The sequence below is a fragment of the Rathayibacter sp. AY1D1 genome (assembly GCF_002932635.1).
Lineage (GTDB): Bacteria > Actinomycetota > Actinomycetes > Actinomycetales > Microbacteriaceae > Rathayibacter.
Genome location: NZ_PSVY01000007.1, coordinates 1 through 16,447, shown reverse-complemented (window position 1 = coordinate 16,447; position 16,447 = coordinate 1). Strand labels below are relative to the sequence as shown.

Sequence of the window (16,447 nt, the reverse complement as noted above, 5' to 3'; positions counted from 1 at the left end):
GCTCAGGCCTCGACGTCGCCGCGCCAGGCACCGTCGGGGGTGCCCTGCTTCTCGATGTATTCCTTGAAGTTGTTCAGGTCCTTCTTCACGGCGTGGCTGCCGGCGCCGACGAGCGAGCCGAGCGTCTCGAGGAAGCCCTTGGGCTCCCAGTCGAGCTGCACGGTGACGCGGGTCTCGGTGTCGGAGAGCTTGTGGAAGGTGACGACGCCCGCATGGTCGGTCTCGCCGCCGGTGCTGTTCCACGCGACGCGCTCGTCGGGGTGCTGCTCGGTGATGTTCGCCTCGAACTCGCGCTCGACGGGGCCGACCTTCACCTTCCAGACGGTGAGGGTGTCGGTGACCTGCTGGATCGACTCGACCTCGTCGAGGAAGCGCGGGAACTCCTCGAACTGGGTCCACTGGTTGTAGGCGACGGACACGGGGACGTTGACGTCGACGGTCTCGATGATCTGCGGCACGGTGGTGCTCCTTGCTGTCTCACTCGGTGTGCGGCGTTCCGCTGCTGCGGTCGTCACGCTCGACGTTAGGCGGGAGCCGCCTGGGAGCGCACCGGGTTGCGGACTGCCCCGAACGTGGTAAGCGGAGGCGGTGCTGCGGTGCGCGCGCCGGGACGGCTCCGTCGGGTGCCGAGACGCCGCCGTGCGCGCCGGGACGTCCGCGGGAGGGCGGCGTCCGGACGGCACGGCGGCGTCTCGGGAGCGGCAGGCCGGAGCAGGCCGTGGTCAGCGGTCCTGCGGGTCGCCGCCGAGCTGGCCGATGGCGGGGAGGGGGCCGCCGTCGTCGGCGCCGGTGCGGCGCCAGCGGGCGATGGCGTTGCCCAGGTGGTAGATCACGAGGGCGGCGCCGGCGCCGAGGACGATGCCGCCGAGCTCGAAGCCGCCGGAGGAGAACGAGAAGCCGGCGATCGCGATCACGAGGGAGACCGCGGCGGTGTACTGGTTGACCGGGCGCGAGAAGTCGACGCGGTTGTCGATCCAGATCTTGATGCCGATCACGCCGATCAGGCCGTAGAGCGCGGTGGTGGCGCCGCCCAGGACTCCGGCCGGGATCGAGTTGAAGACGGCGCCGACCTTGGGCGAGAGGCTGAGCAGGATCGCGGTGACGCCGGCGACCCAGTAGGCGGCCGTCGAGTACACGCGGGTGGCCGCCATCACTCCGATGTTCTCGCCGTAGGTCGTGGTGCCGGAGCCGCCGAAGGCGCCGGAGAGGGTGGTCGCCACACCGTCCGCGATCAGGGCCCGGCCGGTGCTGGCGTTGGCGGAGGCGTCGGTCATCGTCGCGACGCCGCGGACGTGTCCGACGTTCTCGGCGATGAGGACGAGCACGACAGGCAGGAACATCGCGATGCCCGACCACGTGGATCCGGAGGCGAAGTCGGGGAAGGTGAACGGCGGCAGCCCGAACCAGTCGGCCGCGCCGACCGCGGAGTAGTCGATCTCGTTCCGCAGCAGGGCGACGACGTAGCCGATGACCACGCCGAGGAAGATCGAGACGCGGCCGAGGAAGCCGCGGAGGAACACGCTCGACAGGATGATCGCGGCGAGCGTGATCGTCCCGGTGATCGGTGCCTGCTTGAAGCTGAGGTACGCGGTCGGAGCCAGGTTGAACCCGATCAGGGCCACGATCGCGCCGGCGACGACCGGCGGCATCAGCCTGTCGATCCAGCCGAGGCCGACGACCTGCACGAGGACGCCGACGGCGGCCAGGAGGAGGCCCACGGCGACGACTCCGGCGAGCGCCGACCCCGTCCCTCCGACGGCGGTCGCGGCGGTGACGGGCGCGATGAACGCGAAGCTCGAGCCGAGGTAGCTGGGGAGCCGGTTGCGCGTGATCAAGAGGAACAGCAGCGTCCCGACTCCGGAGAAGAGCAGGGTCGTGGCGACCGGGAACCCGGTGAGCACGGGCACGAGGAACGTCGCTCCGAACATGGCGACGACGTGCTGGATTCCGATGGCGATCGTGGCAGGCCAGGCGAGCCGCTCGCCGGGGGCGACGACGGCGCCGGGCTCGACGGTGCGGCCGTCTCCGTGCAGGGTCCAGATGGGCATGGGGCTCCTCGGCGGGGAAGGGAGGCGGGGGTCGACGTTCACAGTAGCGAGGGGTCTGGCCGTGCCGCGGCACCCGACCTACGATCGGGCCATGGACGGAGCGCGGCGTCTCGGCGAGGAGGAGTTCTCCGCGCACCTCGCCGAGCGGGTCGCGCGGATCCGCGGGTCGTTCGGCGACCTCCCGCTCTGGGCGGTCTCGGGCTGGAGCGGTCCGCGGCTGCTGGCGGAGTGGACGCTGACGGGCGGCCCGCGGGGGCTCTCGTTCCTCGCCGACGACGCGGTCCCGGGCGGGCCGGGGCCCTCCGTCGAGATCCGCACGACCCTCGGCGATCCGCGGCACGACGTCGCGCTGCTCTGCTGCCGGGAGGAGGCGCCCGTCTCGTTCGTGCAGCCGGAGGCGCTGCCCGCTCCCACGCGGATCGCGGAGATCCCGGTCGACGGGGCTCCGGAGCCCTTCGAGGTCTGGGAGGGAGCCGGGGCCGTGCGCGCGGCCGCCTGGGTGCGGGGGCACGTCCTCACGCTGGAGTGCCGCGGAGTCGATCTGGACGCTCTCGCGTTGGACGAGGTGGACGACATCGAGCCGTTCGTGGCCGGCTGGCTGGAGTTCGTCGGCGCCTCGCGGCGTTGAGCGACGACCCGCGCTCCCGCGCTGCTGGGAGAGCGCGGAGTCCCGCCCGGCGCGCCGGTGAAAGATGTGCGCCGATCCCGGACAGGAGGGAGCATGAGGCACATGCCAGCTCCCCTCGCGGGTCCCGACCGGTTCGCCGCGGTCGCCGCCGCGGTCGCCGATCCCGTCCGCCGCTACCTCTGGCGGCGCACCGACTCCGCCACTGCCGACGACGTGCTCGCCGCGACGCTCTCGGTGCTCTGGCGCCGCAGCGCCGACGTCCCCGAGGACGACCCGGTGCCGTGGGCGATCGGCGTCGCCCGGCTCCAGCTGCAGAACGCCCGGCGGATGCAGCGCCGCCAGGTCATGCTCGCCCAGCGGATCGCGGTCGTCGATCCGCCCCAGGTGCAGATCGACGAGGGCGAGGCGTCGGGCGCGGAGGAGACCGTGCGCCTCGTGCTCGCCCGGATGCGCGAGCAGGACGCCGAGCTGCTGCGCCTCTGGGCGTGGGAGGAGCTCGACGTCCGCGGGATCGCCGCGGTCCTCGGAGTCACGGCGAACGCCGTCTCGATCCGCCTCCATCGCGCGCGGCGCCGCTTCGCCGAGCTCTACGACTCCGCCGACCCGCACGCGCCCGAAGGGGGACTCCGATGACCGGAACCGACGACGAGGACGTCCGCCGCCTCCTCCGCACGGTCGACCCCGCACGGAGCCTCCCCGCGCTCGACCGCGACGAGCTCGCCGAGCAGATCGCCGCCGCCACGGGCGAGGGCACGCGGACGGTGCACTCCCGCCGCCGCTCCCCCTGGCTGATCGTGGGAGTCGGCGCGCTGAGCGCCGGGGCCGCCGCCTCCCTCCTGCTGCCCTTCGCGCTCGGCGTGGGCGGGGGCAGCACCTCGACGCTGATCCTGCCGAGCACGGGCGGGCCGATGGCCGCGTGCTCGCCGGTGACGGCCGCCGCGCTGGCCCCTGCTCAGCTCGCGTTCCGGGCCGAGGTCCGCTCGATCGACGGGAGCACCGTCACCCTGCACGTGCTCGAGCGCTACGCGGGCGAGGTCGGCGACGGCGTCACGGTCACCCAGGGCAGGGAGACGGCGGTGGACGGGGCCCCCATCGTCTTCGAGACCGGGGTCGACTACCTGGTCGCGGCCGACGGCGACACGATCCTGACCTGCGGCCTCAGCGGCGAGAGCTCCCCCGAGCTCGCGGCGCTGTACCAGGAGGCGTTCTCGCGGCAGTAGGCGGAGGCGGGTAGCGGCCCGCGCGGGCGGTGGCAAGGGCCTCCCCGATCGGGGGGAGCGGCGCGCAGGCTGAGGCATGGGCCTCTCGGCCCTCCCCCTCCGGTCGCCCGGCGGCGCCCGCGGGCCCTCGGCGACGCCGCCCCGCCCGCCCCGCAGGAGGCCCGCATGCCGGTGTTCCGGCTCCTCGAACCGCTCCACGCCGCCGGTGTCGCGCTCGCCGACCTCGCGAGCGATCGGCTCCGCCTCCACGGCGACGGCTCCGACGTCCGCATCACCGCGGTGACCGTCGCGCACACCGAGGCGGGCCCCGGCGCCCTCTTCGCCGCGCTCCCCGGGAGGAGGAGCCACGGCGCCCGGTTCGCGGCCGACGCGGCGGCGGCAGGAGCGGTCGCCGTGCTCACCGACGCGGGCGGGCTCGACGAGGCCCGCGCATCCGGACTGCCCGTCCTCCTCAGCGACGACCCCCGCACCGCCCTCGGCCCGGTCGCCGCGCAGGTGTACGGCACGAGGAGCGGACCGGTGCTCCTCGGCGTGACCGGCACCAACGGCAAGACCAGCACCGTGCACCTCCTCGACGCGGTGCTCCGGCAGCTGGGCGTCGTCTCGGGGCTGAGCTCCACCGCCGAGCGCCGCAGCGCCGACCACGTCGTCGCCAGCCGCCTCACCACGCCCGAGGCCTCCGAGCTGCACGCGCTCCTGGCCCGGATGGCGGAGGACGGCGTCGAGGCGGCGGCCATCGAGGTCAGCGCCCAGGCGCTCGTGCGCTCCCGGATGGAGGGGATCGTGCTCGACGTCGCCGGGTTCACCAACCTCAGCCACGACCACCTCGACGACTTCGGCGACCTGGACGAGTACCTCCGCGCCAAGCAGCGCCTGTTCACGCCCGAGCGGAGCCGCCGCGGCGTCGTGGTCGTCGACACCGAGGCGGGGCGCCGGGTCGCCCGCGAGGCCTCCGTCCCGGTCGTCACGCTCTCGGCCGGGGACGGAGCCGACTGGCGGATCGACGTGCTCGAGACCGCAGTCGACCGCACCCGCTTCCGGCTCACCGCCCGCGACGGCTGGTCGACGACCGCCTCCGTCCCGCTCCTCGGCCGCCACATGGCCTCGAACGCGGCCCTCGCGCTGGTGATGCTGATCGAGGCGGGCCACGCGCGCGACCGGGTGGCCGCGGCGGTCGGCTCCGGGATCGACGTCACCGTGCCCGGGCGGACGCTGCTCGTGTCCGGCGCCGACGGGCCCCGGGTCTTCCTCGACTTCTCGCACACCCCCGACTCGGTCGCGCGCACCGTCGACGCCCTCCGCGAGGTGACGCCCGGCCGCGTGCTCGTCCTCCTCGGCGCCGACGGCGACCGCGACCCGAGCAAGCGCGCGCCGATGGGCCGGGCCGCTGCCGAGCGCGCCGACCTGGTGATCGTCACCGACCACCACCCGCGCTTCGAGGACCCCGCGCGGATCCGCCGCGCCCTGGTCGACGGCGCCCGCCGCGTCGAGCGCTGCGAGGTGCTCGAGATCGCGGAGCCGGCCGACGCCGTCCGCGCCGCCCTGCACCGGGCCGGCCCGTCCGACTCCGTCCTCTGGGTCGGCCCCGGCGACACCGACTACCGCGTGGTCGGCGCCGACGACCTCCCCTACTCGCCCCGCGCCGACACGGCCCGCGCGCTGGCCGAGGCCGGCTGGAGCGTCGACCTGCTTGACTGATCGGGTGTTCTCGACCCTCCCGGTGCGCCGCGTGCAGGCCCGACCCGAGCACCCCGCCGACCTCGCGCGCTGGCCCGCGACGCTCGCGCCCGTGCGGCAGGTGCTGGCCGAGGGCTGGGATCTCGGCCAGGTGACGGTGATCACCGGCGAGAACGGCTCGGGCAAGTCGACGCTGCTCGAGGCGGTCGCCCTCGCCTACGGGCTGAACGCGGAGGGCGGATCCACGGGTGCGATGCACTCCTCCCGCGCCTCGGAGTCGGACCTGGCCGAGCACCTCCAGCTGGTCCGCGGGGCCGGCGCGTCCAAGCGCGGCTTCTTCCTCCGCGCCGAGACGATGCACGGCTTCTTCAGCTACCTGGAGGAGGTGGGGATCGACGGCGGATACCACGAGCGGAGCCACGGCGAGTCGTTCCTCGACATCGTGGCGAACCGCTCCCGGATCAGCGGGCTGTGGCTCCTCGACGAGCCGGAGTCGGCCCTCTCGGTGTCGGGCTGCCTCGCCCTGATCGGGCAGCTGCGCGACCTGGTCGCCGGCGGCTCGCAGGTCGTCCTCTCCACGCACTCGCCGATCCTCGCGGCCCTCCCCGGAGCCGACCTCTACGAGCTCGACGAGACGGGCCTGCGCCCCTGCCGCTACGACGACCTCGACCTGGTGCGGACCTGGCGCGGCTTCCTCGACCAGCCGGCCCGCTTCCTGCGGCGACTGGAGTAGGCCGGCGGCCGCTCGGCCGCGCCGGAACGGGCCCTGCGTGTTCACCACGAAGGGAAGTACGTCGGCAGGCTGCCCCGTTCTAGCGCATCCCGAGCCGGCCGGGCGAAAGTCTCCGCCGGCACGAGCACTGTCAGGCCGCGGAGGCCGCCGCCGGTCGGGCGACCCGGGGCGCCCAGCCCACCGCGATCGCGGCGCCGGCGAGCGCGAGCTGTCCGAGCGGCGGCAGGATCGCCGAGACCAGGGAGCCGTCGCCGCCGGAGGTGACGAAGGTGTCGGCGACCGACATCCCGAAGCCGAACCCGGCGAAGAAGCGGAAGACGACGGCGCCGGCGACCAGGGCCAGCATGAGCACCGCGATCCGCCGCGGAGTGAGCGGCGACCTCCGGCCGACGAGGGCGCCGACCGTCACGACGATCGCGGCGGCCGTCCAGAACGCGGCCCACCCGGTGACCCAGATCGCGTGGGAGCCGAACTCGAAGCCGTCGCGCTCGGACATGGTCGCGTAGATCTCCGCCAGGGCCACGCCGGGGACCTTCGCCTGCGGATTCCAGACCAGCAGATCCACGGCACCCACCACCGTGACGCCCGCCACGAGCGCGAGGCCCGCGAGGGCGACGGGGAGGCGCTGAGCGCGGGTCGCCGTCCGCGGTGCGAGGGCGATGGTCCTCGAGCCGCCGAGGACGATCGCCCCGCAGACGAGTCCGGCGAGGGAGACGGGCAGGCCGACGAGGGCGAGGGGTCCGGGGAGGAGGAGGCCGGCCGCGGTGAGCACCGGGCCGACGACGGCGGCGACCAGGGAGATCCGCGCGAGCACCGTGCGGGCCGACGCCGCAGCGCCGAGGAGGTGGACCGCGCCGAGGACCGCGACCGCGACGGCGGCGACGAGCACCGCGGTCTGCACGGCGCCGACGGCCGCAAGGGCGGTGTCGGAGGCGGCACCCGGCTCGGGGACGATCCCGCCGCCGGTCAGCGCGATGCCGCTCAGCATCAGCGCCGCCGCGGCGAAGAGCGCGAGTCCTCGGCGGGCGAGGCGGCGCGGGAGCGTGCCCCGCGCCTCGCCGGTGTGCGCGGGCAGGTCGCGGTCGACGCTCACCAGCAGGGCGAGCGCTCCGAGGACGACGCCGCGCCGGGGCAGTCCCAGCTCGGCGGCCCCGGCCAGGTCCGCCCGCCACTCCTCGAGGTAGCGCTCGCGGGCGAGCGGGGGCAGCAACAGCGACAGGAGCCGCAGGAGCGCGCTCACGCGGTCGCCTCCGCCGCTCGCGGCGCCGTCCGCGCGGTCGACCTCATCCGCTCGACGGCGGCCCGGGCTGCCGGGGCGCCCTCCGCGGTCAGCTCGTAGAGCCGGCGACGCGGGCCGCTCCGCTCGCTCGCGGCCTCCCACTCCGAGACCACCCAGCCCGCTCCCTCGAGCCGCTCCAGGATCGGGTAGACGCTGCCCGCCGGTCGCCCGGTGGCCTTGATCACGACCATGCCCCAGGTCGGGCCGTCGGCGTCGAGGAGGGTCCGGAGGACGTCCGCGGTGGCGGACGTGAGGCGAGGGAGTGGCTGCACGGGATTGAGGCTACCTATGTAGAGATAGCCGGGTCAACACAGGCGGGACGGCATCTCTAAGCAATACCGCTCTCTGGATTCTCAGCTGCCTGTCAGCCTCTGACATACTCCGCAGATGACCGAGTTCAACCCCGCCGTATTCCCCGGCTCCGCCCCCTCCGCTCCGAAGAAGACCGGCAACGGGCTGGGCCTCGCCTCCCTCATAATCGGAATCCTCGCGCTCATCGGCGCCCTTATCCCGATCGTCAACTACGCCTCGGGCTTCCTCGCCTTCATCGGACTCGTCCTCGGCATCATCGGCCTCTTCCTCAAGGGCCGCTCTCGCGGCACGGCCATCGCCGGCACCGTCCTCAACGTGATCGCGCTTGTCCTCTCGATCATTCTCGCCATCGTCTACACGGCCGGATTCGCGAGCGGCGTCTCGAACGCGATCGCCACCGCGCAGGCCGAGAGCTCCGAGGCCGCTGCCGTGCCGCGGACGCTCGTCTATGAGGTCACCGGCTCGGCTACCGCGGCCTCCATCACTTGGTCGACCTACGACGGAGGAACCTCCGGCTCCGAGCAGGCCACCGGTCAGGCGCTCCCCTTCACGAAGGAGCTGCAAGTCCAGACCGGAGGCGACTTCACCTTCCAGAGCTTCACGCTGACCGCCTCGAACGGCAGCGATGACGAAGGCGAGATCAGCTGCCGAATCACCCTCGACGGCGAGGTCATCGCCGAGCAGACCAGCACCGGGGCCTTCGCGTCGGCGCTCTGCTCGGCGACCCCGGAGTAGCCGCCGTGCGTAAAGCCCTTTTCCCTGCAGCTCTCAGTGCGGCAATGCTCCTCCTGACTGCCTGCACGGCTTCCGCGCCCGCAGCAGCTCCGGCCGAGTCGACGACCCCTGCACCTGCGGCGCCCGCGACACCTGCGTTCGTCGAGCTCGACACCGCACAAGCGGCGTCCCGTTATCTCGACCTCGTCTGCCCCAACAACATCGCGATCAAGAATCTGAGCGACGCCTTCTCATCCGGCGAGGACGAGCTTCTGAACGGTGGCGACCCGGACCCTTCCGGCGTGCACGCCGCTGCGTCTGCTCGGCTCGATCTGACAAGACGGACACTCACGCTCCTGGACGACTCGTACTACCACTGGCCGAGCGATGTCTCCGAGCAGATCGCGACGATCCGCGGCTCCTACATCGCCGAGATGTCCACTCTCAACACGATGGCCAACTCGGCCGATTTCAGTGACGCCTATTACTCGACGTTCCCTGAGGCCACGACTGAACAGCAGAGCGCCGGACAAGAGGTCCGCTACGCGCTGGGCATCGATCCGGACACGGTCGCCAGCTGTGTCGGGCACGAGAACGGGATCGACGCTCTGACGTCCGAGAAGGAGCAGCGGGATGCCGGAGCGTAGCGCCTGATCGAGAGGCAGCGATCGGTGGGCGCGTGTTCCCGGAGACGGTCGAAAAGGGGACCGAGGGCTCCGACGCCGACCAGGCGACGTGTTCGCAAGCGGGAGCCCTCGCGCTGACCGTCCGCCGCCGGCCCTCGCGCCGCTAGCCGGACCCCGCACGCAGAACGTCGGCCGAGAGCAGCCGCCCTCCACCCTCGGGGGACGGCGGGCACTCTCAGCCGACGGTCTGCGCGCGAGCGCGGGGACTACTTGCGGAACATCCGCGCCGTGGTCTCGAAGAGGCCCTTCACGGGGCGCTGCTGCTCGCCCTGCTGGGCGCCGAGGACGATGATGACGGCGGTCAGCACGGGGATGGCCCACTGGGTGACCTTCTGCACGCGGAGGGCCGTGGTCAGCTCCTGTGAGTTGTGCTCCGACGCCTCGGTCACGCCGGGGGCGCCCTCGTCGGCGTGCTTGGCCTGCGTCGCTCCGGCGACCGCGGCGATCACCGAGGCGGCACCGGCGAGCCCGGTCACGACGGTCTTGACGACGGTGTTCGTGCGGCTCTCCTGCTGGTTGGCCAGGCGGGTCTTGTTGGCGAGGACGAGTCCGATGCCGCCGACGCCGTGGGCGGCGATCGCGGCGAGCTGCACAGGGGTCCAGCGGGCCCAGCCGTTCGAGGAGAGGCGGAGGCGCTCCGCCGGGTCGGACGAGGTGGACGCGGCGCCGTTCAGGCCGACGGCGCCCATGAGCGAGCCGCCGAACCAGGCGGCGGCTCCGAGGTCGTGGAGACTGCGGACGAGGGTGTTGCGGGAGGGCATGTGGGCCTCTTCTCTGCCGGCGGCGGACGTCGGCGGTGGTCGGCTGGTGCGGACTCCTCCGACGCTACGCGCGCCCTGGAACCGCGCACGGGGCTTGACCTCTCCCCCTCCGACACGCTCCGCTGGAGGTCACCGACCGACCCGGACCGACCGACCCGAGGAGCCCCGCGATGCCCACCGACGACGAGAAGCGGACGACCCGCGACGAGTTCCACGACGCCGTGAACATGACCGCGAAGGAGCTCGAGGAGTGGCTCGGCACCGACGAGTCGAAGGAGGTCGGCCAGAAGCCGGAGGGCGGCGGCGAGTCCGTCGGCCACGAGAGCGGGCGCCGCATCGTCGACCTGCTCGGCACGAAGCAGGCCGACCTGAGCGACGACGACTACGCCCACATGACGAAGGTCGTCGGCTACGTGCACCGGCACGCGAAGCAGCGTCCCTCGGGCGATGTCACCGAGACGAAGTGGCGCTACTCCCTGATGAACTGGGGCAACGACCCGCTGAAGGGCTGACCCGGTCCGAGAGCTGCGCTCAGCACATCCCGAAGAGGTTGCAGAGGGCGCCGCGGTCCTGGATCGACTCCATGCCGCCCGGCTTCTGCACCTTCGGCAACTCGTAGGAGGCGGCGACCGTCTGCACGCCGGCGGACGAGGCGGCCTGCACGGGAGCGGCGGCAGGAGCAGCGGCGGGAGCGAGGACGGCTCCGAGGGCGAGTGCGGCGGCGGCGAGGATCGGGGCCATGGTCGTTCTCCTGTGATCGAGGGGTGCGATCGGCTCGACCGCTCCACCAGCATGGCGACGCCCCGTCGCACCGCTCCTGTACGAAAGACCAGTCCGCCCTTGTACGGAAGGCCGACGGGGCTCGGAGAAGGCTTCGGTACCCTGGTCCCGTGGTGGGGACGACGCGGTGGACGAACGACGTGCGGACGCTGCCCGGCGGCTGGATCACCCGGTCCCTCCTCCTCGGCTCCTTCACGCTCCTCGTCGTCATCGACCTGATGGGCGGCAGCGTCGACCTCACGTCGGTCCGCGGCTGGATCGAGCTGGCGCTCCCCTACCTGCCGCTCCTGGCGCTGCTCGCCGGCGCGATCCCCGCGGCGGTCTCGCTCTACCTCGTCTACGCCGTCGTCCTGATGCTCGGCGCCCCGCCGCTGCTGCTCGCGGCGCTGATCTTCCCGACCATCGTGGTGGTCGGCTTCGTCACCTTCCTCCTCCCCTGGCGCGCGGGGCTCGTCTTCGTGCTCGGCACCCTCGTCCTCCTGCCCGCGGTGCTGCTCGTCGACCGCGCCATGGGCACGGCCGTCTACGTCCTGGGCGCGTTCGTCCTCTTCGGCGGCACCGCCGGGCTGGGCCTGAACGCCTTCCGGGGCCGCAGCGAGCGGAGCGAGCGCCGGGCCGACCGCATCCAGGAGGAGCAGGCGCGGATCCGCAACGAGGAGCGGACCCGGCTCGCGCACGAGCTGCACGACATCGTCGCGCACGAGGTCACCATCATCGCCATGCAGGCCCGCCGCGCGACCTCGGTCGAGGACCCGGCCAAGACCGAGCGCATCCTCGAGAGCATCGGCGACGCGGCGCAGCAGGCGCTGCAGGATCTGCGGAGCCTCGTGACGCTCCTCCAGGACGAGGACGAGGCAGGCGCTCCCGCCCGCGGCGACTCCGACCTGCTCGGGACCCCGGAGGTCTCGGGCGCCACGACCACCGCTGTCGGCTTCGTCCACGACGTGCGGAACGTCGCCGACGCGATCGAGCGCGCGGGCTTCCGGGTCCGCCTCGACGTGGCGGGCTCCGTGGCGCAGGTGCCCGCGAGCCTCCGCCAGGTGCTGCGGCGCACGGTCCGGGAGCTGGGCACGAACGTGCTCAAGCACGGCGACACCGCCGGTGAGGTGCAGCTCCGGCTCGAGGTGTCGGGGGGCGAGGTGCAGCTGAGCTCCTCCAACGCGATCGCCTCCGCGGCTCCGATCGTCTCCTCGCACCTCGGGATCGAGGCGATGTCTGCCCGCTGCGCCGTCTTCGGCGGGCGGCTGGACGCGGGAGCCCGCGGCGGCCGCTGGACCACGACCATGACCATCCCCCTCGAGGGCCGGGCGTCCGGTGCGCTCGTCGCGGGGGCGACCGACGAAGGACGAGAGCGATGACCCGCGTGCTGCTGGTGGACGACGAATCGATGACCCGCGAGATCCTCCGCGACTACCTCTCTCAGGACCCGGCGATCGAGGTGGTGGGCGAGGCCTCCGACGGGAGGATCGCGGTGCAGCAGGCGGCGACGCTCCAGCCCGACCTGATCCTGATGGACATGCAGATGCCGGTCATGAACGGCGTCGCTGCGACCGAGCGGATCCACGCCGAGCACCCGGGCATCGCGATCCTCGGGCTCAGCACGTTCACCACGGACCGCTACGTCGTCGACCTGCTCCGCGCGGGCGCCTCCGGCTACCTGGTCAAGGACACGAAGCCGCGGGAGATCATCGCGGCGGTGCACGCGGTGCTCGCGGGCGAGTCCGTGCTCTCCGCCGAGGTCACGCGCCACGTGGTGAAGGGGCTCGAGGAGTCGGTGCCGGCGGAGACGGTGCCGGACCCCGATCTGCTCGAGGCGCTCACCGAGAAGGAGCTCGAGGTGATCCGCCTGCTCGCCCGCGGGATGAGCAACCGCGAGATGGCGCAGGAGCTGTTCGTCACCGAGTCGACCGTGAAGGCGCGGTTCGTGAAGGTGATGGAGAAGCTGGGCGTGCGCGACCGGGTGCAGATCCTGGTCTCGGCGATCGAGCACGGGCTCGTCGACCTGGGGACGCGTCCCGGCCGGAGCTGATCGAGCCCGCCGGATTCAGCCCCAGCCGACCACGTCGGCGACGGGCCGCACGAGCCCCGCGACCGCCCGCTCGAGCGCACTCTCGTCGACCGCGGCGAGCGCCGGCTCCGGATCGAGCACCAGGGCGCCGCCCCAGCCCATCACCTCGTACTCCACCAGGGTGCGCGCGAGCGTCTCGGGCGACCGCCAGGCGCGGAGGAGGTTCGCCCGCGCGAACGCGTGCGCGGCGCGTGCTCCCTCCCCGTGCGCGGCGCGGCCGTCGAGGACGGTGCGCAGCACGGTCTCGAGGGTCGGGATGCCCTGGCCGGCCGGGGAGACGACCTGCCAGGTGAGGGAGGGGCGGCTCGAGCGCAGGCCCCGCGCGACCTGGGCGACCGCATCGCCGCCGGCGGAGCGCAGTGCGGCGGGGACGAGCGGTTCGGCCCCCGCGGTGAGGCGGCACAGCGCCAGGAATGTCGCGGCGTGGCCGACCTCGCCGGACGGGTCCGCGCCGGTGACGATCGTGCTCTCGTAGCCCTGCTCGCGGGACTGGTGCAGAGCGCTCGGCAGCGGAGCCGCGGCGGGCACGGAGACGGGCCGGGACGTCTCGCAGACGGCGCGTTCGGGCCCGACCACGGCGAGCACCGGATCCCCGGCTCCCTGGGCGCGCTCGAGCGTCAGGGCGGTCCAGGCCGCGGCGCCCTCCGGAGGGAGCACCGCGGTGAGGCTCTGCGCCCCGGCCGTCGCCGTCCATGCGAGCGAGACCGCTCCGGGGGGAACGGCCGAGCGGAGGCGGGCAGCGCGGTCGGGCCCGTCGTCTCCGGCCGGGTCGCGCCAGCCGAGGGCGACGACGGCGAAGCGGGAGCGCTCGTCGACGACGGCGAGCGGGGGTGCGGCGGTCATGGGCTCCTCCTTCCTGGTGGGGTGGAGGCGGCGGGAACGCCCAGTGCGGCGAAGGGCTGCTCGGCCAGGCGGGCCGCGGCGTCCGCGAGCAGCGGGCGCGGCGGCCGCGCGGCGAGGGAGTCGACGAGCTCGCCCGCGAAGCCGGGCGCACCGCGCAGCAGGGCATCCCGGGCGACGGTGCGGGCCAGACGCTCGTCGTCGTGCACCAGCCGCTCCGCACGCAGCACCGCGCGATGCCGGGCGTGCTCGAGGGCGGAGTCGTCGCTCACCGCGAGGGCGCGGAGGCGGTGCCACGGATCGACGGGCACGGCGGTGTCGTCGACCAGCACGAAGAGGTCGTCGGCGACGGTGTCGCCCGGGCCGAAGAGTCCGGCGCTCGCGTCGAGTCCGGCCTGCGCAGCGAGCGCCTCGGCGGCGATCAGGTCGCCGAGCAGCTCGTCGGAGACGCGGGTCGACGGCGCGGCGGCGGTCGCGGCGAGCCGGCGGGCGGCGGGCTCGGCGCGGTACTCGGGGCGGGCCGTCCCAGGTGGGACGGCGACCGGTCCTGCCGCGCGATCGGGCGCCTCCGCGAGGGCCGCGACCAGGCGGTCCAGGAGCCGGGCGGGGTCGTCGGCCGTGACGCCGACCAGCACGGAGCCGGCCGGGCTGTAGTGGCGCCGGTGCAACGCGCGCAGGACGGGCTCGGTCGCGCGGCCCTCGAGGTCGAGGTCGCCGCTGCCGTCGTGCGCGTTGGGGGCGTCGGCCCAGTAGCGGGCGGTCAGGTGCGGCCACGGCAGCACGCCGCCCGGAGCGGGGGCGAGGCGCGCGGCCCGCTCAGAGGCGACCGCGCGGATCTGCTCCGCGATCTGCTCCGGCAGGAAGGCGGGGCGGAAGACCTGCTCGACGAGCCGCTCCGCGATCACGGCGGCCGACCCGGGAGAGCCCGTCTCGAAGAACTCGGAGTAGTCGAGGTGGGTGTGACCGCCGAGGACGCCGCCGCTCTCGGCGACGCGGGTCTGCCGGACGAGACCGGCGACCCCCTCGCTGTCCTGGTAGACGAGGTGCTCGATCAGGTGCAGCATCCCCTCCTCGCCGTCGCGCTCGTGGCGCATACCGGCGGGCACGGCGAGGGCGACCGAGTCGTTGCGGACCTCCGGCCGGTGCACGACGAGCGCGCGGGCGCCGGAGGGCAGGGCGGCGGACAGGGTCGGGACGTCGCGGGCGCTCATTCCGCCCGCTCCCCCAGCTGTGCGGCGGACAGGCGCAGCAGCAGCCGCGCCTGATCGCTGCTGGCGCCCCCGGAGCGGTGCCAGTCGACGGCGTGCTGGGCCAGCCGGAACGCGGTGCCGACGCGCAGCAGCTCGGCGTCGTGGTCCTCCTCGAGCGAGAGTCCGCGGCGGAGCGCGTCGAGGGCCGGGCGGAGCGCGGGGTGGAAGGCGTGCAGCTCTGCGAGCTCCCCGAGCACCCAGGCGGCGTCCCAGACCGGGTCGGCGAGCCCGACGTCCTCGCCCGTGAGCAGAGCGACGCGGGTCCCGCCGACGACGAGGTGGGCGAGGCCGGGGTGGCCGTGGACCACGACCGCGGCCGGCGAGGCGACGACCGCCTCCGCCCAGTCGGCGAGCTCGAGGAGACCGCCGGCGCCGAGCTCCTCGGCGGCGGGCGCCCAGCCACCGGCGAGCCAGCCGCGGGCGCGCTGCAGCGGACGCGGAGGGAGCGGCTCCCCGGCGGGCCGGGCGCCGTGGAGCGCGTCCAGCGCGCCCTTCCACTCGCGGCCGACGGAGACGAGCGCCTCCTCCGACAGCTCGTGGAGGAGCGCGGGCAGCAGGGCGCGGGCGGTGGTGCGGTAGCGGCGGATCGACGGGTCGGCGCCTCCCGGCACGATCCGGGGATCGGGCGCTGCGAGGCGGACGGGCACCGGCGAGAACGGCAGCGGCGCCTGCTCTCCGAGGCGGCGGGTCCAGACGGTGGTCCCGTCGGGTCCTTCCGAGAGCTCGGTGACGAGCAGCCCGGTGACGAGGGCCCGCGGAGGGGCGGTGGTGCTCACGCCGACCTCGCCTCCTCCGCGGCCGCCGGTGCCGTGCGCAGCGACTCCAGGTGGCGCAGCACCGCGGGGAACGCGGGCGGCACCCAGGCGAGCGCCGTGTCGCTGGACTCGCTCGGCCCGGGCACGGGGTCGATGACGGTGAAGTTGGCCGGCTCGCGCAGCAGCGCGAGGGTGGACTCGACGACCGGGTTGCCGAGCGCCCGCGGCGGCAGCGACGGAGCGATGCACACCGGCGCCTCCGTCGTGAGGGCCGCGAGCAGCGACGGGGAGTCGGTGATGCCGTGCGCGAGGCGCGAGGCGTAGTCGAGGGTGGCCGGGTAGATCAGGATGAGGTCGGCCCACTCGGCGAGGTCGACGTGGGCGACGACGATCTCGTCGTCCCAGCGGTCGTCCTGGATCCGGCCGCGCAGTCGCGACTCCAGGTTGTGCCGGGTGGTGAAGCGGTAGGCCGAGTCGCGGACGAGCACGCGGAACTCGGTCGCCGGAGCGGCGGCGCGCGCCCACTGGATCCAGTAGGGCATGACCTGGGTCATGGCGGAGCCGGTCAGGACGAGGGCCACCCGGGAGTAGCCGAAGCGGCCGAGCGAGAGGTCGGAGAGTGCGGCGCTCTGCGCACCGGGCGGGGTGGTCATGGCGGTCTCCTCAGAGGGCGGCGGGCGGGAGGGCGGATCGGGT

Annotated in this window: 20 protein-coding genes; 10 read left to right on the top strand and 10 right to left on the bottom strand. The window is 74.0% G+C overall.

The genetic code is table 11. The features are described 5' to 3' along the window. Window positions 1-2 precede the first annotated feature (2 nt). Both C5C56_RS06885 and C5C56_RS06880 read right to left on the bottom strand, forming a co-directional pair. The gene (locus C5C56_RS06885) at window positions 3-458 is read right to left on the bottom strand and encodes an SRPBCC family protein (RefSeq protein ID WP_104224157.1); all 456 of its coding nucleotides are present in this window, start codon (window positions 456-458) and stop codon (window positions 3-5) included. Window positions 459-722: 264 nt separating this feature from the next. Continuing rightward, entirely contained in the window at window positions 723-2,048 is a 1,326-nt protein-coding gene (locus C5C56_RS06880; RefSeq protein ID WP_104225956.1) for a uracil-xanthine permease family protein, read from the bottom strand. A 91-nt stretch (window positions 2,049-2,139) separates the two neighbouring features. Between C5C56_RS06880 and C5C56_RS06875 the strand changes: the two genes are divergently transcribed. The 5 genes from C5C56_RS06875 (at window position 2,140) to C5C56_RS06855 (ending at window position 6,306) form a co-directional block, all read left to right on the top strand. Next, window positions 2,140-2,676 carry a hypothetical protein gene (locus tag C5C56_RS06875; RefSeq protein ID WP_104246989.1) on the top strand — a complete coding sequence of 179 codons (537 nt, stop codon included), beginning with the start codon at window positions 2,140-2,142 and terminating at the stop codon, window positions 2,674-2,676. A 102-nt stretch (window positions 2,677-2,778) separates the two neighbouring features. Then, a complete protein-coding gene (locus C5C56_RS06870) occupies window positions 2,779-3,309 on the top strand; it encodes an RNA polymerase sigma factor (protein WP_181067978.1) in 531 nt (176 codons plus the stop codon). Then, the gene (locus C5C56_RS06865; RefSeq protein WP_104237812.1) at window positions 3,306-3,896 is read left to right on the top strand and encodes a hypothetical protein; all 591 of its coding nucleotides are present in this window, start codon (window positions 3,306-3,308) and stop codon (window positions 3,894-3,896) included. Before C5C56_RS06870 ends, C5C56_RS06865 begins: the two co-directional genes overlap by 4 nt. A 165-nt stretch (window positions 3,897-4,061) precedes the next feature. Beyond that, window positions 4,062-5,594: a Mur ligase family protein gene (locus C5C56_RS06860; RefSeq protein ID WP_104246986.1), complete on the top strand. Its 1,533-nt coding sequence runs from the start codon at window positions 4,062-4,064 to the stop codon at window positions 5,592-5,594. Between the two features lie 4 nt (window positions 5,595-5,598). After that, window positions 5,599-6,306 carry an AAA family ATPase gene (locus C5C56_RS06855; RefSeq protein ID WP_104268547.1) on the top strand — a complete coding sequence of 236 codons (708 nt, stop codon included), beginning with the start codon at window positions 5,599-5,601 and terminating at the stop codon, window positions 6,304-6,306. A 130-nt stretch (window positions 6,307-6,436) separates the two neighbouring features. Here the strand turns inward: C5C56_RS06855 and C5C56_RS06850 are convergent, their stop codons facing one another. Both C5C56_RS06850 and C5C56_RS06845 read right to left on the bottom strand, forming a co-directional pair. Next, window positions 6,437-7,546 carry a hypothetical protein gene (locus C5C56_RS06850; protein WP_104225091.1) on the bottom strand — a complete coding sequence of 370 codons (1,110 nt, stop codon included), beginning with the start codon at window positions 7,544-7,546 and terminating at the stop codon, window positions 6,437-6,439. Then, complete coding sequence (locus C5C56_RS06845) at window positions 7,543-7,857, bottom strand: PadR family transcriptional regulator (RefSeq protein WP_104249735.1); 315 nt, start codon at window positions 7,855-7,857, stop codon at window positions 7,543-7,545. Before C5C56_RS06845 ends, C5C56_RS06850 begins: the two co-directional genes overlap by 4 nt. Before the next feature lie 115 nt (window positions 7,858-7,972). On the opposite strand from C5C56_RS06845, the gene C5C56_RS06840 reads away from it, so the two are divergent. Then, a complete protein-coding gene (locus C5C56_RS06840; RefSeq protein ID WP_104261034.1) occupies window positions 7,973-8,632 on the top strand; it encodes an MmpS family transport accessory protein in 660 nt (219 codons plus the stop codon). A 44-nt stretch (window positions 8,633-8,676) separates the two neighbouring features. Then, the gene (locus C5C56_RS06835; RefSeq protein WP_104257117.1) at window positions 8,677-9,258 is read left to right on the top strand and encodes a hypothetical protein; all 582 of its coding nucleotides are present in this window, start codon (window positions 8,677-8,679) and stop codon (window positions 9,256-9,258) included. A 245-nt stretch (window positions 9,259-9,503) separates the two neighbouring features. Here the strand turns inward: C5C56_RS06835 and C5C56_RS06830 are convergent, their stop codons facing one another. Beyond that, the gene (locus C5C56_RS06830) at window positions 9,504-10,058 is read right to left on the bottom strand and encodes a hypothetical protein (RefSeq protein ID WP_104225963.1); all 555 of its coding nucleotides are present in this window, start codon (window positions 10,056-10,058) and stop codon (window positions 9,504-9,506) included. A 170-nt stretch (window positions 10,059-10,228) separates the two neighbouring features. Between C5C56_RS06830 and C5C56_RS06825 the strand changes: the two genes are divergently transcribed. Then, window positions 10,229-10,570 carry a DUF3140 domain-containing protein gene (locus C5C56_RS06825; RefSeq protein WP_104246984.1) on the top strand — a complete coding sequence of 114 codons (342 nt, stop codon included), beginning with the start codon at window positions 10,229-10,231 and terminating at the stop codon, window positions 10,568-10,570. 19 nt (window positions 10,571-10,589) lie between these two features. Here the strand turns inward: C5C56_RS06825 and C5C56_RS06820 are convergent, their stop codons facing one another. Then, complete coding sequence (locus tag C5C56_RS06820) at window positions 10,590-10,799, bottom strand: hypothetical protein (protein WP_104225965.1); 210 nt, start codon at window positions 10,797-10,799, stop codon at window positions 10,590-10,592. A gap of 149 nt (window positions 10,800-10,948) precedes the next feature. Between C5C56_RS06820 and C5C56_RS06815 the strand changes: the two genes are divergently transcribed. Next, entirely contained in the window at window positions 10,949-12,196 is a 1,248-nt protein-coding gene (locus tag C5C56_RS06815) for a sensor histidine kinase (protein ID WP_258059356.1), read from the top strand. Further along, window positions 12,193-12,867 carry a response regulator transcription factor gene (locus C5C56_RS06810; protein ID WP_104225096.1) on the top strand — a complete coding sequence of 225 codons (675 nt, stop codon included), beginning with the start codon at window positions 12,193-12,195 and terminating at the stop codon, window positions 12,865-12,867. Before C5C56_RS06815 ends, C5C56_RS06810 begins: the two co-directional genes overlap by 4 nt. 15 nt (window positions 12,868-12,882) lie before the next feature. On the opposite strand, the gene C5C56_RS06805 is transcribed toward C5C56_RS06810, so the two are convergent. The 4 genes from C5C56_RS06805 to C5C56_RS06790 are packed head-to-tail and all read right to left on the bottom strand — an operon-like array spanning window position 12,883 to window position 16,404. Continuing rightward, window positions 12,883-13,749, bottom strand: coding sequence for a hypothetical protein (locus tag C5C56_RS06805; RefSeq protein WP_104225097.1), 867 nt, complete (start codon window positions 13,747-13,749; stop codon window positions 12,883-12,885). After that, window positions 13,746-14,957 carry a pitrilysin family protein gene (locus C5C56_RS06800; RefSeq protein WP_104246981.1) on the bottom strand — a complete coding sequence of 404 codons (1,212 nt, stop codon included), beginning with the start codon at window positions 14,955-14,957 and terminating at the stop codon, window positions 13,746-13,748. The genes C5C56_RS06805 and C5C56_RS06800 overlap by 4 nt, the downstream gene beginning before the upstream one ends. Further along, a complete protein-coding gene (locus C5C56_RS06795) occupies window positions 14,954-15,772 on the bottom strand; it encodes a hypothetical protein (protein ID WP_104225968.1) in 819 nt (272 codons plus the stop codon). The genes C5C56_RS06800 and C5C56_RS06795 overlap by 4 nt, the downstream gene beginning before the upstream one ends. After that, window positions 15,769-16,404: a flavoprotein gene (locus C5C56_RS06790; protein ID WP_104225100.1), complete on the bottom strand. Its 636-nt coding sequence runs from the start codon at window positions 16,402-16,404 to the stop codon at window positions 15,769-15,771. The genes C5C56_RS06795 and C5C56_RS06790 overlap by 4 nt, the downstream gene beginning before the upstream one ends. Window positions 16,405-16,447: the final 43 nt, after the last annotated feature.

Excerpts from the sequence above, each read along its gene's own strand:
- C5C56_RS06820 (WP_104225965.1), bottom strand. The coding sequence starts at position 10,799 with ATGGCCCCGATCCTCGCCGCCGCCGCACTCGCCCTCGGAGCCGTCCTC.
- C5C56_RS06880 (WP_104225956.1), bottom strand. The coding sequence starts at position 2,048 with ATGCCCATCTGGACCCTGCACGGAGACGGCCGCACCGTCGAGCCCGGC.
- C5C56_RS06860 (WP_104246986.1), top strand. The coding sequence starts at position 4,062 with ATGCCGGTGTTCCGGCTCCTCGAACCGCTCCACGCCGCCGGTGTCGCG.
- C5C56_RS06865 (WP_104237812.1), top strand. The coding sequence starts at position 3,306 with ATGACCGGAACCGACGACGAGGACGTCCGCCGCCTCCTCCGCACGGTC.
- C5C56_RS06840 (WP_104261034.1), top strand. The coding sequence starts at position 7,973 with ATGACCGAGTTCAACCCCGCCGTATTCCCCGGCTCCGCCCCCTCCGCT.
- C5C56_RS06870 (WP_181067978.1), top strand. The coding sequence starts at position 2,779 with ATGCCAGCTCCCCTCGCGGGTCCCGACCGGTTCGCCGCGGTCGCCGCC.
- C5C56_RS06830 (WP_104225963.1), bottom strand. The coding sequence starts at position 10,058 with ATGCCCTCCCGCAACACCCTCGTCCGCAGTCTCCACGACCTCGGAGCC.
- C5C56_RS06835 (WP_104257117.1), top strand. The coding sequence starts at position 8,677 with ATGCTCCTCCTGACTGCCTGCACGGCTTCCGCGCCCGCAGCAGCTCCG.
- C5C56_RS06825 (WP_104246984.1), top strand. The coding sequence starts at position 10,229 with ATGCCCACCGACGACGAGAAGCGGACGACCCGCGACGAGTTCCACGAC.
- C5C56_RS06790 (WP_104225100.1), bottom strand. The coding sequence starts at position 16,404 with ATGACCACCCCGCCCGGTGCGCAGAGCGCCGCACTCTCCGACCTCTCG.
- C5C56_RS06805 (WP_104225097.1), bottom strand. The coding sequence starts at position 13,749 with ATGACCGCCGCACCCCCGCTCGCCGTCGTCGACGAGCGCTCCCGCTTC.
- C5C56_RS06810 (WP_104225096.1), top strand. The coding sequence starts at position 12,193 with ATGACCCGCGTGCTGCTGGTGGACGACGAATCGATGACCCGCGAGATC.
- C5C56_RS06875 (WP_104246989.1), top strand. The coding sequence starts at position 2,140 with ATGGACGGAGCGCGGCGTCTCGGCGAGGAGGAGTTCTCCGCGCACCTC.
- C5C56_RS06800 (WP_104246981.1), bottom strand. The coding sequence starts at position 14,957 with ATGAGCGCCCGCGACGTCCCGACCCTGTCCGCCGCCCTGCCCTCCGGC.